Source organism: Delftia sp. WSY_12 (assembly GCF_043104645.1).
GTDB classification, from domain to species: Bacteria; Pseudomonadota; Gammaproteobacteria; order Burkholderiales; family Burkholderiaceae_C; genus Comamonas; species Comamonas tsuruhatensis.
In genome coordinates this window covers 32,645-46,829 of the sequence record NZ_JBICKW010000021.1, presented here as the reverse complement: position 1 = coordinate 46,829, position 14,185 = coordinate 32,645, and the positions used below count along the sequence as shown (strand labels likewise).

The window sequence follows — 14,185 nt, the reverse complement described above, 5'->3', positions numbered from 1 at the left end:
GAAGGCACGAAGGCTGGGATGAGGGGTTGTAGCTGTCGCCACAGTTCTTTGCTTACAGGTCGTCGTGCCATGAGGGCAGCGAGCATAACTGCTCTGCGGGGGTCTGTGACGAAGTGGTGTTAGCCACTCTGAACCGTCTGCGCAATGCGCCGAGTGGCAAGATGGCTTGCACATCCGAGTGGGAAGGGTGATAGGCACAACATCCTTTTCGGGTCGCAGCGCCATCCTCAAGAATGCGCTGCGGGTGCAACGCTACTGGGACCACGCCTGGAGCCCTGACCACCGCACCACGGACTTGTGCCCGTCCTCGCCCTGCCCTCACCCCGCATTCATCCCGCATTCACCCCGCATTCACCAGCGCCTTTGCAAACGCCCCTTCGCCCGCCACAGTCAACACCAGTTTTTGTGTCGCCCGCGTCGCAGCCACATAGAACAGTTTGGCCTCGTCCGCCGCATCTTCGCCTTCACGCGGCATCTGCCCCACTCCTGCGACGGCCACGACCGGGAACTCCAATCCCTTGCTGGCGTGCATTGTCATCACTTTGATGGTGTCGGCCAGTGGATCGAAGTCACCTGAACGATGTCGCACGCGATGCGGCAGTTTTCGGCGGCCAAGTGCCATGGCGCACTGGTTCATGGAGTCGTGATCGCGGCACAGGATGGCCATGTCACCCCAGGCGTGGCCTTCCTGATGCGCCGCAGCCAGCAGCTCGGCGATCTTGGCGGGCTCGTCACGCAAGCTCGGCAGGCGCACGATCAGCGGGTCCTGCCCTTCGCGGCCGCAGCTGATAGGCTGCACCAGCGGAACACCGTCCTCATCCTGGGCGTTGGGTTGCAGGAACTCGGCGGCGACGCGGTTGGCGATTTGCAGAATCTGCCTGGTGTTGCGGTAGTTGATCTTGAGAATGGTCGTGCGCCCAGAGGCCTGGATTCCCACGCTCTTGAAGCTGAAGCCACGCGCCTTGCTCTTGCCATAGATGTTCTGGGCGCTGTCGTACAGGATCAACAGGCTGTTGGTCTCGGGGTCCACCATCTGGGTGACGAGCTTGAGCCATTCAGGCTGAAAGTCGTGCCCCTCGTCGACCATCACGGCCTGGTATTGCCCGGACGGAATCTGTTGCCGATCCACGCCGCGAATCACAAACTCCACCATCTGATCAAACATGCCCGGGCCCTGAGCGGGTAGCGTCTGGCCATAGGCCACCAACTGCTGGCGGCACCACTTGTGGAAGTTGCGGGCATGCACCCGGTCGGCCAGGCCCTTGGCCGCAAACCAGGCATTGAGCTTCACGGCCAAGGGCTCGTTGTAGCAGAGCACGAGGATGGGCTTGGTCGAAGCGGTCTTGGCCAGGTGTTCCGCACGATAGCCAAGAATCATGGTCTTGCCTGAGCCGGCAACTCCGTGGATCACGCGATGCCCATCGCCCAGGCTGCGCGCGAGTTGCTCCTGCTGCAAGTCCATGACGCGCATGATGTCCGGCAGCTCGTCCGCGTCTTCCGGCAGAAGGCTGCCTTGCACCGGAACACGCACCTGCGGGAACATGATCCACCGCGTGCGCTCGAGCTGCGGCACCGACATGGCTTTGCCGAAAGCGTGGGGGAACATGTTCCACAGGCGCTGCTGAAAAGCCTCCGCATCAACGGATTCCAGCATCTCATCCTTGCAGATGACCAGATGCGCATCAATCGTCTGGTCCAGTGCAGATTCTTCAAACTGCTTGCGCGTGATGTTGGTGAACACCACGCCGCTGCCCCAGGGAAATGCCAGCTTTCCCTGATGAGGGCCTTCGCCGTGAATGAGTTGCTGATCCCGCTCCAGTGCATTGACCACTTGAATGGCGCAGTGTCGCGCCTGGGCTGCCGGATTGATGACGACTTTGGGTCTTCCATCCACGATGAGCGTCCAGGCCTGTTTGGTCGCCTCTTGAACCGTCTCGAGCCGCCAATCCTTGGTCTCAAGAATCAAAACGCCCCTGCGTGGATGAATGACGACAAAGTCAGGATGCGTCTGCTTGGGGCCGATGGGCACGTCATACCAAAGCATGTAATCGTCTTCGAGCTTTTGCTCCAAACGCTCGGCCAGCCGTCGCTCGCCAGGCGTCATGCGCCCAACGCACGCCCCCATCGCAGGAATCAGTACCGCCACTTTCTTCTCCTCCACAGAGCGGCTGAGGATACCGCACGCACTATCTCTTCAGGAATTCGATGACTGGCCAATCCCAAGCCATCGAAAATCCGGAATTGAATTCTGAACGGCTCTCTGTTGAATTTCCTCGACTCACGCGGAAACCAGCATGGAATTTGAAGGCGCTTCTGAAATGACCAAGCAGAGGAGGATTTGATTGTGAAAGTGCTTGGCTCGGACGTATGCCTGCCATCTACGCACTCGACGACTACCGCTTTGGGCAATGCCGTAAGACTGCTGGAGGTCGAAAGGTCCAGCCATTGCGGCAACCCCGCACTTTCGCCGCAACGGCGGCGCTGCTCCGTGCAGATGCCATAGGAGGCGACATCAGCGTTGCGGCCCGTCGCAGCGCCTTCGCGCTGGACGAACCGCCCTGGATCGCCTTGGCCCCGTTGTCTTGCCTATGCCAAGCAGTCGCAGTCGTTCAGGGAGCGCCGTATTCGCTCAGTTTCTTGCTGAACCTAAAGGTCCACAGTCGCTGCGTGCGATCGTTGACGTCATTGGTGGTAAAGCGCAGGCTCGCCGCGCCCTTGGCGCATTGGCCGTCGTTCACGATCTTGCCGTCGGCGTCCACCATGCATTTGGTGACGTTCGAGCCATCGATTTCCTTGCCGCTGGCGTCCAGCACGGCCAGCGAAACACCGAAGTCGGTGTCGTTGGTCAGCGCCAGCGTGTAGTCATCGACCAGCGCCAGGCCTTCGGCCTTCTCGGCCACCCAGCCGGTGGCGTTCAGGTTGAAGAGCCGGGTCTTCTTGAGCGTCACGACCTTGGAATAGTCCGAGCCATTGACCGGCTTGCCAGTCAGGCTGCTCTTTTCCAGGTCGGAGCCCAGCGCGGTGATGTCGGTGGCGTTGGCCGGAAACTCGATCAGAACCAGGTCGTTGAAGACTTTCTTGTCCTTGCCCGTGCCTTGCTCGATGGCGACGAACTTCCCCTTGCCCAGTGAGACCACATCACCCAGCTTGGCATTGCCGGTCTTGCCTTGGTTGTACCAGCGGCTGTCCACGGGCAAGGCAAACAGGCGGGTTTTCTCGGTGGTCGGGTCAAACTCCACCCAGCGCACAAAGCGAGCGTAGTCGCGCACGTTCTCCGATTTGCCAGTGGCGTCGGCAACGGCAGCGGTGGTGTAGTCGGCCTTGCCGTCGTCCAGGGGGCTTTGCAGGAAGCCGTGCAGCTTGCCGCTGGCCGCATCGATGCTCAGCCCCTCCATGCCACGGTTGGCGCGGCGCTTGGCGAGAATGGCCGGCAGATCGGCCGCGCCGGTGCCGGGCCCGTATTTCTTCTGGATGATGCCGGTCGCCGGGTCAATCTTCACGATGAAGGGTCCGTATTCGTCGGACACCCACAGCGCATTGCGTGCGGCATCCACCACCACGGATTCTGTGTCCAGGCCGAATTCGCTGTAGCCCTTGGCCTTGCCGGGATAGGTGAAGGAGTCATCCAGGACTTGCTCGCCCGTGTTGCCTGTGAGGCCCCGTGGCTGCACGCGGCCGTTGGCGTTCTGTGTGGCGCTGAATCTGAGCGGCAGGGTGGAGACGAGCCTGGCTCCGTCCTTTCCGAGGGCGATCACGCCGATGGACGGAGTGAAGTTGGGCGAAGGAAACACCGTGGAACTGGCAAAGCCCGCGGGATTGGAGCCGTCAGTGATCTCTGTGACCGGGCCGGTGGTCGCGTTCGGGCCGCGATCGGTGATGGCGTAGAACTCCAGCGTGCCGTCGGCACGCCTGCCCTTCAAGGCCAGGCCCGAACCGTAGGCTGGCAGAAAGCCCTTGGGAAAATCGGCCTTGGTGGCGGGGTGTTGGCCTTCGTAGGGGAAATAGAACCTGTCGTCGAACTGGACGTCCTGGCGCGTGACGGTGGCGCGGATGCTGCCGACGCCGGTGGTCTGCGTCACCGTCTCGGAGCCGGCGGCCTGGAGCGGGCGGGTGTCGGCGCAGGCGCTCAGCAAGGCAGCCGCGGCGGCGATCACTGCCATCAGGCAGGAAGAGGAAGTGGGGGGGCGCATGGCGAGTAGGTCTTGAGAAGAAGAGGCAAGCCTGATAGGTAGATCGGCAGATCGGCAGATCGGCAGGCCCTGCGTGGCAAGGGCCTGCCCAAGCTTGAAGGCTTCATTTCTGGAAAAGGCGCTGTGCCGCTCAGAACGAGTGGCTGATGCCCAGATCCACACCGGTCGAGCCGGCGTTGGCCACACCCGCAGGGCCGCCGATCAGGCCGACGCTGGCACCGTTCTTGTTGTTCACACGCGCCAGCCCTGCGTACAGAGAGGTGCGCTTGGAGAAGTCGTAGACATATCCGATCGAATACTTGTCGGCCTTGCCGCCGCTGCGCGTGAGGGCAGAGGCGTTGCCGCTGAACTTGGCGCTGGCGTACTTGACGCGCAAGCTGCCTGGCCCCATGGGGATGGTCGCGCCCAGGTAGAAGCCGTCCACCTTCCCGGAGGTTGCGCCGTTGACGGGCTCCCACTTCAGGCTGTTGTATCCGCCATTGAGCAGGAAACTGCCGAAGTTGTACGAGGCGCCCAGCACCAGGTCTTCCAGATCGCTGCTTGCAGCGATGGCGCTGGGCGAAGCCACGGCTGCGGTGCCGTCGATCCGGCCGTAGCCGATACCCACGTTCAGCGGGCCAGAGCGATAGCCCAGGTTGCCGCCTATGTACCTGCGGGCCTTGCTTGCGCCAGAGCCGGAGGCGTTCTCGTCGCCAAAGGAAACCGAGAACTGGCCATAGATACCGCCCAGGTCGCTCGGCAGGAAGTAGCCCACGGCGTTGCTGATGCGCGTGCGGTCGACCACGCCGCTTTGGCTGGCGGCGTTATAGGCAGTCTGGCGAATCGTCTGGAACAGATTGGCCTGCACACCGGTGGTGGTGTCGGGGCCCGCGAAAGCGGTGAAGATGTTGTAGCTGGGGGTGTAGTCGCGACCCAGCCGGATTTCACCCCAGGAATTGTTGCTCAGCCCGATCGTGGAGCGGCGCTCGAAGCCAAGGGAGCCGCTGCTGCCGCCAGAGCCGACATCGGGGTTGAGGCCGCCTTCAAGCCAGAGCTGAGCTCGGTTGCCGCCGCCGAGGTCCTCCGTGCCGCGCAAGCCAAGCAAGCTGGTCTTGCCTTGGCTGGAGTTCAGTGCATTGAGCCTGTTGCTGCCGGACTTGGCAATGGTGACACCGACGTCCACCACACCAAAAATGGTGACGGAAGATTGTGCCAAAGCCAAGCTGGAAGAAGATGCGAAGAATGTGCCCATCGCGAGTCCCAGAATGCGCGAGCACGTTTTTTGATTTTTCATTGGCGAGATACGAACTGAACTTATTAATGAGAATGACGGTAGCCTCCTGCCACCGCTACGGGAACTCTAGGCAACACATAAGTATTCTTCGTGACAGCTGTGCTGTGTAACATGAAAGTCACAGCAGCGGCGGTGCCTGCGGCACGTTTCCTGCAGGGAAGCCCTATCGCCGCCACCCTTCAGCCATGGCCCGCACGACGGGGCAGATCATTCATTGCCGATTTGTTTGATTCATATTCGAGAAATTGGCGGAAATATGCATCCTTTTGCCATTTTCTCAATAAGGTTCTCGACTTCCATATTTTCAATGGCACATTTCGAGCGTTCGTCGATCGATTCATCGGTCATTGGGGACCCAAATTCAGCCCATTGCACAGCCAGTTCAACCCCATAGTCCCTGGGAGGGCGAAGTCCCACAAGAATTGCCGCACCGAGGACTGCAGCCTCAACATCGGTCGCACCAGCAGTCACAGCTATGATCCCCAGCAGCATCGCCGTCCCCGCCAGCGGCGAGCTGCCCCCTCTCCTCCACCCAACGCCCCGCTCCACCCTCCCATGATCCAAGAGTCCGAAGAGATTGCCCTGCTTCGCGAGGAAAACGCCAGGCTGCGGGCGCAGCTGGCGATTGCCACGGCGGGCCATGCCAGCGCCGTACAGGGCGCGGGCGCCAGCGATCAGGACCCTTTCGATGCGCAGGTCGCGGACCAGAAGACGCTGTTCTCGGATTTCATCGAGCATCTGCCGATAGGCCTGTGCCTGGTGGGCAAGGGTGGCAAGGTGCTGATGTCCAACCCGGCCTACCGCCATTTCCTGCCAGACACCCCCATCCCTTCGCTGCTGTCGGCCGAGGAGGACCGGGGGCGCTGGCGCAGTTGGGACAAGGACGGCAAGCCCGTTCCCCGCGACCAGTTTGTGGCCGCCCGCGCGTTCCGCGGGGAGCTGGTGGTGCCGGGCGTTGACTGTGTCTATGACACGCCCCAGGGGCTCGAGGTATGGACGCGCGTTTTCGGGGTGCCGCTGCGCAATGCGGACAAGGAAGTCGTGGCCACGGCCATCGCCATTTTGGACATCGATGCGGAACGGCGGGCGCTGGACATGTTGCGCCAGAGCGAGGAGCGGCTGGATGCGCTGGTGCGCTCCTCCTCGGAGGTGCGCTACTCCATCAGTGCGGACTGGAGCGAGCTGCACCAGCTGGCAGGCGGCGGGTTCATCCCTGACACGCAGGCGTCCAACACGAACTGGCTGGAAGACTACATCCCCCCGGAGGACCGCGACCTGGTGCGCGCGGAGATCGCGCGGGCCATCCGCACGAAGACGGACTACGTGATCGAGCACCGGGTGAACCGCGTCGATGGCAGCGTGGGCTGGGCGTTCTCGCGCGCCGTGCCGCTGTTCGATGCCGCAGGCGCCATCACCGGCTGGCTGGGAGCGGCCTCCGACATCACCGAGCGCAAGCAGGCCCAGGCCGCGCTGGAGCGCTTGAATGCCACGCTGGAGGAACAGGTGGCAGAGCGCACGGCCGACCGCAACGCGCTGTGGCAGCTGTCATCCGACATCATGATGCGCTGCACGTTCGAGGGCATCATCACTGCGGTCAACCCGGCCTGGACCGAGGTATTGGGCTGGCGTGAAGACGAGCTGCTGGGCACCACGCTTTTTCATCTCATCCATCCGGAGGATCTGGCGCGCACCATCCAGGACACGCAGGAGCTGGCCACAGGCATGGCGCATGCCCGGTTCGACAACCGGTACCGCCATCGGGACGGGAGCTACCGCTGGATCTCCTGGTCCACCCGTTCGGCGGCAGGCCGCATCAATGCCGTGGGCCGCGACATCACCTCCGAAATGGCCAAGGCCGAAGCGCTGGCCAAGGTGCAGGAGCAACTGCGCCAGTCGCAGAAGATGGAGGCGGTGGGCCAGCTGACGGGCGGTCTTGCGCACGACTTCAACAACCTGCTGGCGGCCGTCATGGGCAATCTGGAGCTGCTGCAGCGGATGCTGGCGCGCGGCCAGGTGGACAACCTCACGCGCTTCATCCATGGAGCGCAGGGGGCGGTGCGGCGCGCCGCCACGCTCACGCAGCGGCTGCTTGCGTTCTCGCGCCGGCAGATCCTGGACTCCAAGCCCACAGATATGGCCGCGCTCCTGGCCGATTGGGAGGACCTGCTGCGCAGGACCGTGGGCGCCAGCGTGGATATCGACATCGTGCCGGCAGCCCATCTGTGGCATGCGCAAATCGATGGAACGCAGCTGGAGAACGCCATCCTGAACCTGTGCATCAACGCCCGCGATGCCATGCCCGAAGGCGGCCGGCTGACCATCAGGACAGCCAATATCGAGCTTGAAGAGGCGGCAGCCCGGGAGTGGGATCTTCCGCCGGGCGGCTATGTGTCGCTATGCGTCACCGATACGGGCACCGGCATGTCGGAGCAGACCATTGCACGCGCCTTCGAGCCGTTCTACACCACCAAGCCGGTGGGCCATGGAACAGGGTTGGGGCTGTCGATGATCTACGGCTTCGCGCGGCAATCGGGAGGAGCGGTCAGGATCTTCTCCCAGCCGGGCCAGGGCACCACCGTCTGCCTGTATCTGCCCCGGTGCGACGCCGCACCCGTTGCAGAACGCGCGGTCGATGCGGCACGGCAGGTGGTCGTTCCTGCCCAAAGGACCTTGCTGGTCGTGGATGACGAAGCCCCGATCCGCCATCTCATCGACGAGGCGCTTGTCGATCTGGGCTACACGGTGCTTGCCGTGGCCGATGCAGCCGCCGCACTGCAGGTACTGCGCGCCGGAACCCGGGTGGACATGCTGATCACGGACATGAGGCTTCGCGGCGGAATGAACGGCAAGCAGCTGGCCGACGAGGCACGCCTGGCCCGTTCCGACCTGCCGGTGCTCTTCATCACCGGGTTCACCGAGGCATCGCCCCTCAGCCAGGAAAACCTGCACCCCGGGACGCAGCTTCTGACCAAGCCGTTCACATTGGAGGCGCTGGCGCTCAAGGTGGCGGAGATTCTGGGCAGTACAGACGCTGTGCCATTGGACTGAGTCGTGTGGCTGGGGCCGTGGTGACCGGCAGATTCCGGGCGCCTGTCTCGCAGTTCAAACCCCGTCACATCGCATCTCCCTCGGCCCGCGTAGTGGCAATGTGGGCAGACTCGATCGGCGACGACGCAGGGGTACTGCCAAAGCGGCAAGAGCACTCAGATGTACGGCCCCAGAAACTTACGGATTCATCAAGCCTGCGAACCAGCAAAAGCCTTGCTCATCTTGAATCCGAATGCTTGTGTTTAGACCGCTGATCGTCAATTCACGCAAATTCCTAGGAAGTATCTTATTTTTCAGAAAAAATAGAAAACGACAGCAGTCTCCACTTGATCTGAAAATTCGAAAGAACTTAGACTGATAGCGTCACTCACTGCCATGTGGCAGCAAAGGCCTATTAACATTTCAGCACAGAGGGAACTATGCCAAGTAAAATTCTGATCGGATCTATACTTTTTCTCGCATCAATCTCTGCAATGGCTCAAGATTTTCTGATAGGGAATGAGGAAATTGAAAAGAACGGCATGCCAATGGTCGCCAGAAGTATTTCCGGCAGCATGGCTGGAATGAGTGGTACCGTGACCATCAATCTAGTCAAGCTATCAAATGGATCATATCTCTACGAAACCACCAATCAAAATGATGAAGCGATTGAATTCAACAAGAGGCTGTGCGAGATATACGGAGACAAGCATCCAGAATCTCCCGGGAAAATGGTAATTGGTAGCGATGAAAGGAATATACCTCTTCACTGTGAACCAGCGTCCCCTCAAAAGGGAATGTCATTCAAACAACAATCTGACTACTATTACATGCCTGGTGGCCAATGAAACTACAGACCTGTTCTATCTCTAAGCTATGACCCTTACCCGCGTGCTGGCTCATACACAAGAGTATCTGCAAGTGCAGGCGTTGACTTTTCTGTACCAAAAGGCGGCGATCTTTCACTTGCCGTTGGAGTTCGAGGGATTCCAAATTGCTATAACAATGGTTTCACCATGGCTGGTAGCATTCCAGTCGCAAATCTGCAAGTTGCAGTTCTATGCTACATGTACCCACATTTGGCCGGCACAGGGGGAAAGGCCGTTTCTGCTCGAGCAGTTTCGGAAAGCAAATACTCGGCCAGTGAGAATGGGATAATGGAAATCTATTGAAGCAATAGTAAACCAGGTTTATGACCCCAGTAAGCCATGGTGCCTTCTTCAGCCTAAAACAGAAGAAAGTACCATGACAACCCGTCTTGGATGATGGTGCCCGCACAACGCCGCACATCCGCGCATAATTTCAGCCAGCATTCGTCCATCAACGGCCTTGGTCAATTACTTCACAGGCCGTTGATATGAAAAAAGCTCTGACAAGATCCAGCTTTTTGCGCAGTTTGTTGGCTGACGCAGTCTTGCTGACCACCGCATGCGGGGACGCAAAAAACGCAACCGCTTGCGAAAACCATGACCTTAATCTGGTTCGAAAGAATGTACTGAAAAAACTGAAAGAGAAATTTCCTCAGTACGTATTCGATATCACCAAGGTGACGTTTTCTCCGGGAGAAAAAGTGCCTTTTTGGCACGTGGAGGCCATCACCCAATCGAATGGTAAGGAGCTGGTGGTTTTCGCCATGCACTACTGCGAAGGGTCTGTAGAGGTGACAGCTCTCAACCCCTACCACCCTTGACGGCGGTGGAGGCCATCGCCCTCACCCTCTCAATGAAAGCCTGCAGCACCGCCGCAGGCTGGTCCGCCCGCCAGGCCATGACAGCGGGCGTCATGGCCTGCTGCGGACCGCGCAGCGGCACGAACACCACGCCGTTCATGCCCACGCGCTGCATGCAGCTGGGCACCAGGGCCACGCCCTGCTCTGCCGAGACCAGGGCCATGACGGTGAGCCACTGGCGCGCGGCGTGGCGTGTGTGGGGGTGGATGCCGGCCTGCTGCAGGCAGGCGATGACGTTGTCGTAGTTGGCCGGGGCCACTTCGCGGGCGAACATGACGAAAGTGTCGCGGGCCAGTTCGCGCAGGTCGATGGCAGGCTGCCGGGCCAGCGCATGCGTGGCGGGCAGGCAGCAGACAAAGGGTTCCTCGCCAATCGACAGGGTCTGCAGGCCGTCTGGCGGGGTGCCTATGTTGAGAAAGCCGCAGTCGATCTGGCCGCTGGCAATGGCCTGCAGTTGCTCGCGCGTGGACATTTCGTGCAGGCAGACTTCGACCAGGGGGCGCTCTGCGCGGAAGGCGCGGCAGAAGTCGGGCACCTGGCGGTAGACCATGGAGCCGGTGATGCCCACGTCCAGCCGGCCCTGCATGCCTTCGGCCACGCCACGCACCACGTCGGCCGCGTGCTGCAGCTGGGCGAGCACCTTGCGTGCCTCGACCAGAAAGGCCTCGCCCGCAGGGGTGAGGCGCACGTTCTTGGCGTCGCGGTCCATGAGGCTGGCGCCCAGGTCCTGCTCCAGGGTCTTGAGCGCCATGCTCAGCGGCGGCTGGGTGATGCACAGGCGCTGGGCCGCGCGGCCGAAGTGGCGTTCCTCGGCCAGGGCGACGAAATAGCGCAGCAGGTGGGTCTTCATGAGAGGCGGCGGATGGGGAGCAAGCGAGATGGCATCTTGCACCATGGCTACCTCTGAAATACAGATTGATAAATCATGGGACTTCAGATGGTTCGCAGCCACAAAACCCGCGCACCTCAACTTTGAGACACCGAGGAAAGGCCGCCCCGCACCGAGGGTGTCGTCCCCCTCCGCGCAGCGAGAAGGGGGAAGGCGCGAAGCGACTCAGGGGGTCAATACGATTTAGGCAAGCCCAATACCTTTTCGGCGATGAAGCACATGATGAGCTGCGGGCTGACGGGCGCCAGGCGGGGAATCCAGGATTCGCGCATGTAGCGCTCCACGTGGTATTCCTTGGCGTAGCCCATGCCGCCGTGCGTGAAGATGGCGGTTTCGCAGGCCTTGGCGCAGGCTTCGGCTGCCAGGTACTTGGCGGCGTTGGCCTCGGCGCCGCAGGGCAGGCCCCTGTCGTAGAGGAAGGCGGCCTTTTGCACCATGAGGTGGGCCGCCTCAAGCCCCATCCAGGCCTGGGCCAGCGGGTGCTGTATGCCCTGGTTCTGGCCGATGGGGCGGTCGAAGACCACGCGCTCCTTGGCGTACTGGGTGGCGCGCGCCAGGGCGGCGCGGCCCAGGCCCACGGCCTCGGCGGCGATGAGGATGCGCTCGGGGTTGAGGCCGTGCAGGATGTACGAGAAGCCCTTGCCCTCTTCGCCGATGCGGTCCTCGGCGGGGATGCGCAGGCCGTCGATGAACAGCTGGTTGGTGTCCACGCATTTGCGGCCCAGCTTGTCGATCTCGCGCACCTCGATGCGTTCGCGGTCCAGGTCGGTGTAGAACAGGCTCAGGCCTTCCGTGCCCTTGCACTCTTCCACGGGCTTGGTGCGCACCAGCAGCAGGATCTTGTTGGCGACCTGGGCGGTGGAGATGAAGACCTTCTGGCCATGGACCACGTAGACGTCGCCATCCCGCACGGCGCGTGTCTGCAGCTTGAGGGTGTTGAGGCCGGCATTGGGCTCGGTGACGCCGAAGCAGGCCTTGTCCGTGCCCGCGATCAGCGGGGGCAGCCAGCGGCGCTTTTGCTCGCCCGTGCCGAAGACGACGACGGGGTGCAGGCCGAAGATGTTCATGTGCACGGCCGAGGCGCCCGACAGGCCTGCGCCCGTGGCCGAGATGGTGTGCATCATCAGCGCCGCCTCGCTGATGCCCAGGCCCGCGCCGCCAAACTCTTCGGGCATGGCAATGCCCAGCCAGCCCGCGTCGGCCAGGGCCTTGTGGAAGTCGTGCGGGAAGCCGCCTTCATGGTCCTTGCGCAGCCAGTAGTCGGCGTCAAAGGGGGCGCAGGCGCGTTCGACGGCGTCGCGTATCTGTTCCTGTTCTTCGTTCCACAGAAAGTCCATGGTGTGTGCTCCGTTGCTTGTTGCTGTTCGCTTGTTGTGTCTGTGGGGTGACGGCGCTCAGGCTGCCGGCCGGCGCACGCGCTCGGGGTTCTCGCCGTAGGGCGGGCTGTAGAAGACCAGCAGGCGCACGGGCTCGGCGCTGGTCACGCGGAAGATGTGCATGCAGTCCTCGGGGAAGAAGCAGGTGTCGCCGGGCTGCATGGCAAAGCGTTCCTTGCCGTCCGGGGTGTCGATTTCCACCTCGGCCGTGCCGGCCAGCAGGTAGCAGGCCTGCTCCATGCCGGGGTGGGCATGGGGCAGCGCGCCGCCGCCCTGCTCCAGCGTGCCCAGCACCAGCTCCATGTGGCGCGCGCCCACGTTGGCGGCGCTGACCAGGCGCCGGTTGACGGTGCCGTGGTGGTTGGCGGGGCTGTAGCCGGGCACGTCTTGTTCACGGATCAGGTAGCGGGGCATGGGCGGTTTCCTTCTGTTTGTGCTTGTGCTTGCGCTTGTGTTTGTGGTGGGGCGTCTTGCAGCGCGGCAGCCTGGCTGCAGGCGCGGCTGGCCTGCAGGGCGGCCAGTTCGGCCTCGGTCAGGCCCGCGTCGCGCAGCACCTGCAGGGTGTGTTCGCCCAGGCGTGGCGCGGGGGCGGCGCGTTCTGCGGGCGGCGTGGCGCTCCAGCGCGTGGGGCTGGCCGTGGTGCGCAGCCGGCCTTCGCTGGGGTGGTCTATCTCGTGCACGAAGCCGGTGGCCTGGTGCTGGGGGTCGGCGATCAGGTCCTCGGGCGAGGCCATGGGCATGTTGGGCACATCGGCCGCGTCCAGCAGCGTGCGCCATTCGGCGGTGGTGCGCCCTGCCATCAGCCGCGAGACTTCGGCATAGACGGCATCGATGTGCAGCGCGCGCTGGCTGTGGGTGGCGAAGATGGGCTCGGCCATGCGCTCGGGCTGGCCTATGGCGTTGAAGAAGCTGTGCCAGTGCTTGTCGTTGTAGATGAGAACGCACAGGTGGCCGTCGCTGGTGCGATAGGGCCTGCGGTGGGCCGTGAGCAGGCGCGCATAGCCGGGGCCGCCCAGCTGTGGCTCGAACGACAGGCCCGCCATGTGGTCGCCCAGGATGAACTGGGTCATGGCCTCGAACATGGGCACGACCACGGCCTGGCCCTTGCCGGTTTTCTCGCGCGCATAGAGGGCGGCCGTGACGGCGTAGACCGCGTGCAGGCCGGTGACGCGGTCGCCCAGGGTCATGGGGGCATAGGCCGGCTCGCCACCGCCGTATTGCTGCGCCAGCCAGGGCACGCCGGTGGCGCCCTGGATGAGGTCGTCATAGGCGGGACGGGCCGCGTAGGGGCCGCGCTGGTCGAAACCGCAGCAGCTCACGTGGATGATGCGCGGGTTGCGCGCTGCCACGTCCTCGTAGGCCAGGCCCAGGCGCGCCATGGCCTGGGGCCGCACGTTGCTGACCAGCACGTCGCAGCCTTCGGCCAGGCGCAGCAGGGCCTCGCGCGCGGCGCCCTGCTTGAGGTCCAGCACCACGGAGCGCTTGCCCTGGTTGGCCTGCAGGAAGATGTGGCCCATGGCGGGGTTGCGCATGGGGCCGACGTGGCGCATGTTGTCGCCCTCGGGCGATTCGACCTTGATCACCTCGGCCCCCAGGCCCGCAAGGATCTGGGTGGCAAAGGGGCCCATGACCACCGAGGTCATGTCCAGCACCTTCACCCCGGCAAGAGGGCCCTGCTGCCCCTGCTGCGCTTCTTGCATG

At 62.7% G+C, this 14,185-nt stretch carries 11 protein-coding genes and 1 pseudogene; 3 read left to right on the top strand and 9 right to left on the bottom strand.

What is annotated here, in order from left to right; genetic code table 11:
- The 5 genes and pseudogenes from ACF8LI_RS12430 to ACF8LI_RS12410 form a co-directional block, all read right to left on the bottom strand.
- A pseudogene (locus ACF8LI_RS12430) lies at positions 1-86 on the bottom strand (IS5/IS1182 family transposase); the annotation flags it as partial.
- Positions 87-340: 254 nt separating this feature from the next.
- Positions 341-2,104 carry a DEAD/DEAH box helicase gene (locus tag ACF8LI_RS12425; protein WP_392412932.1) on the bottom strand — a complete coding sequence of 588 codons (1,764 nt, stop codon included), beginning with the start codon at positions 2,102-2,104 and terminating at the stop codon, positions 341-343.
- 505 nt (positions 2,105-2,609) lie between these two features.
- Positions 2,610-4,190, bottom strand: a complete 1,581-nt coding sequence (locus ACF8LI_RS12420) for an esterase-like activity of phytase family protein (RefSeq protein WP_392412927.1) — start codon at positions 4,188-4,190, stop codon at positions 2,610-2,612.
- A gap of 130 nt (positions 4,191-4,320) precedes the next feature.
- Positions 4,321-5,421: a porin gene (locus ACF8LI_RS12415; protein ID WP_392412930.1), complete on the bottom strand. Its 1,101-nt coding sequence runs from the start codon at positions 5,419-5,421 to the stop codon at positions 4,321-4,323.
- A 273-nt stretch (positions 5,422-5,694) separates the two neighbouring features.
- Positions 5,695-5,955 carry a hypothetical protein gene (locus ACF8LI_RS12410; RefSeq protein WP_392412925.1) on the bottom strand — a complete coding sequence of 87 codons (261 nt, stop codon included), beginning with the start codon at positions 5,953-5,955 and terminating at the stop codon, positions 5,695-5,697.
- Positions 5,956-6,018: 63 nt separating this feature from the next.
- Here ACF8LI_RS12410 and ACF8LI_RS12405 point away from each other — a divergent pair, with 63 nt between their 5' ends.
- From ACF8LI_RS12405 to ACF8LI_RS12395, 3 genes are all read left to right on the top strand, one after another.
- Entirely contained in the window at positions 6,019-8,511 is a 2,493-nt protein-coding gene (locus tag ACF8LI_RS12405; RefSeq protein WP_016454737.1) for a PAS domain-containing sensor histidine kinase, read from the top strand.
- Between the two features lie 473 nt (positions 8,512-8,984).
- Complete coding sequence (locus ACF8LI_RS12400; protein WP_392412923.1) at positions 8,985-9,338, top strand: hypothetical protein; 354 nt, start codon at positions 8,985-8,987, stop codon at positions 9,336-9,338.
- Between the two features lie 509 nt (positions 9,339-9,847).
- A complete protein-coding gene (locus tag ACF8LI_RS12395) occupies positions 9,848-10,180 on the top strand; it encodes a hypothetical protein (protein WP_392412921.1) in 333 nt (110 codons plus the stop codon).
- Here the strand turns inward: ACF8LI_RS12395 and ACF8LI_RS12390 are convergent.
- From ACF8LI_RS12390 to ACF8LI_RS12375, 4 genes are all read right to left on the bottom strand, one after another.
- Positions 10,161-11,114: a LysR substrate-binding domain-containing protein gene (locus ACF8LI_RS12390; RefSeq protein WP_203399416.1), complete on the bottom strand. Its 954-nt coding sequence runs from the start codon at positions 11,112-11,114 to the stop codon at positions 10,161-10,163. The genes ACF8LI_RS12395 and ACF8LI_RS12390 overlap by 20 nt on opposite strands.
- 167 nt (positions 11,115-11,281) lie before the next feature.
- Positions 11,282-12,445: an acyl-CoA dehydrogenase family protein gene (locus ACF8LI_RS12385; RefSeq protein WP_392412919.1), complete on the bottom strand. Its 1,164-nt coding sequence runs from the start codon at positions 12,443-12,445 to the stop codon at positions 11,282-11,284.
- 57 nt (positions 12,446-12,502) lie between these two features.
- Positions 12,503-12,898 (bottom strand): cupin domain-containing protein, encoded by a 396-nt coding sequence (locus ACF8LI_RS12380; protein ID WP_012205502.1) that lies wholly within the window; start codon positions 12,896-12,898, stop codon positions 12,503-12,505.
- Positions 12,883-14,184 (bottom strand): CaiB/BaiF CoA transferase family protein, encoded by a 1,302-nt coding sequence (locus ACF8LI_RS12375; RefSeq protein ID WP_392412916.1) that lies wholly within the window; start codon positions 14,182-14,184, stop codon positions 12,883-12,885. The genes ACF8LI_RS12380 and ACF8LI_RS12375 overlap by 16 nt, the downstream gene beginning before the upstream one ends.
- Between the last annotated feature and the right edge of the window lies 1 nt (position 14,185).

What these genes read in the sequence shown, in the direction of transcription:
- ACF8LI_RS12425 (WP_392412932.1), bottom strand. Translation starts at nt 2,104, where the DNA reads ATGACGCCTGGCGAGCGACGGCTGGCCGAGCGTTTGGAGCAAAAGCTC.
- ACF8LI_RS12420 (WP_392412927.1), bottom strand. Translation starts at nt 4,190, where the DNA reads ATGCGCCCCCCCACTTCCTCTTCCTGCCTGATGGCAGTGATCGCCGCC.
- ACF8LI_RS12415 (WP_392412930.1), bottom strand. Translation starts at nt 5,421, where the DNA reads ATGGGCACATTCTTCGCATCTTCTTCCAGCTTGGCTTTGGCACAATCT.
- ACF8LI_RS12410 (WP_392412925.1), bottom strand. Translation starts at nt 5,955, where the DNA reads ATGCTGCTGGGGATCATAGCTGTGACTGCTGGTGCGACCGATGTTGAG.
- ACF8LI_RS12405 (WP_016454737.1), top strand. Translation starts at nt 6,019, where the DNA reads ATGATCCAAGAGTCCGAAGAGATTGCCCTGCTTCGCGAGGAAAACGCC.
- ACF8LI_RS12400 (WP_392412923.1), top strand. Translation starts at nt 8,985, where the DNA reads ATGGCTCAAGATTTTCTGATAGGGAATGAGGAAATTGAAAAGAACGGC.
- ACF8LI_RS12395 (WP_392412921.1), top strand. Translation starts at nt 9,848, where the DNA reads ATGAAAAAAGCTCTGACAAGATCCAGCTTTTTGCGCAGTTTGTTGGCT.
- ACF8LI_RS12390 (WP_203399416.1), bottom strand. Translation starts at nt 11,114, where the DNA reads ATGGTGCAAGATGCCATCTCGCTTGCTCCCCATCCGCCGCCTCTCATG.
- ACF8LI_RS12385 (WP_392412919.1), bottom strand. Translation starts at nt 12,445, where the DNA reads ATGGACTTTCTGTGGAACGAAGAACAGGAACAGATACGCGACGCCGTC.
- ACF8LI_RS12380 (WP_012205502.1), bottom strand. Translation starts at nt 12,898, where the DNA reads ATGCCCCGCTACCTGATCCGTGAACAAGACGTGCCCGGCTACAGCCCC.
- ACF8LI_RS12375 (WP_392412916.1), bottom strand. Translation starts at nt 14,184, where the DNA reads ATGCAAGAAGCGCAGCAGGGGCAGCAGGGCCCTCTTGCCGGGGTGAAG.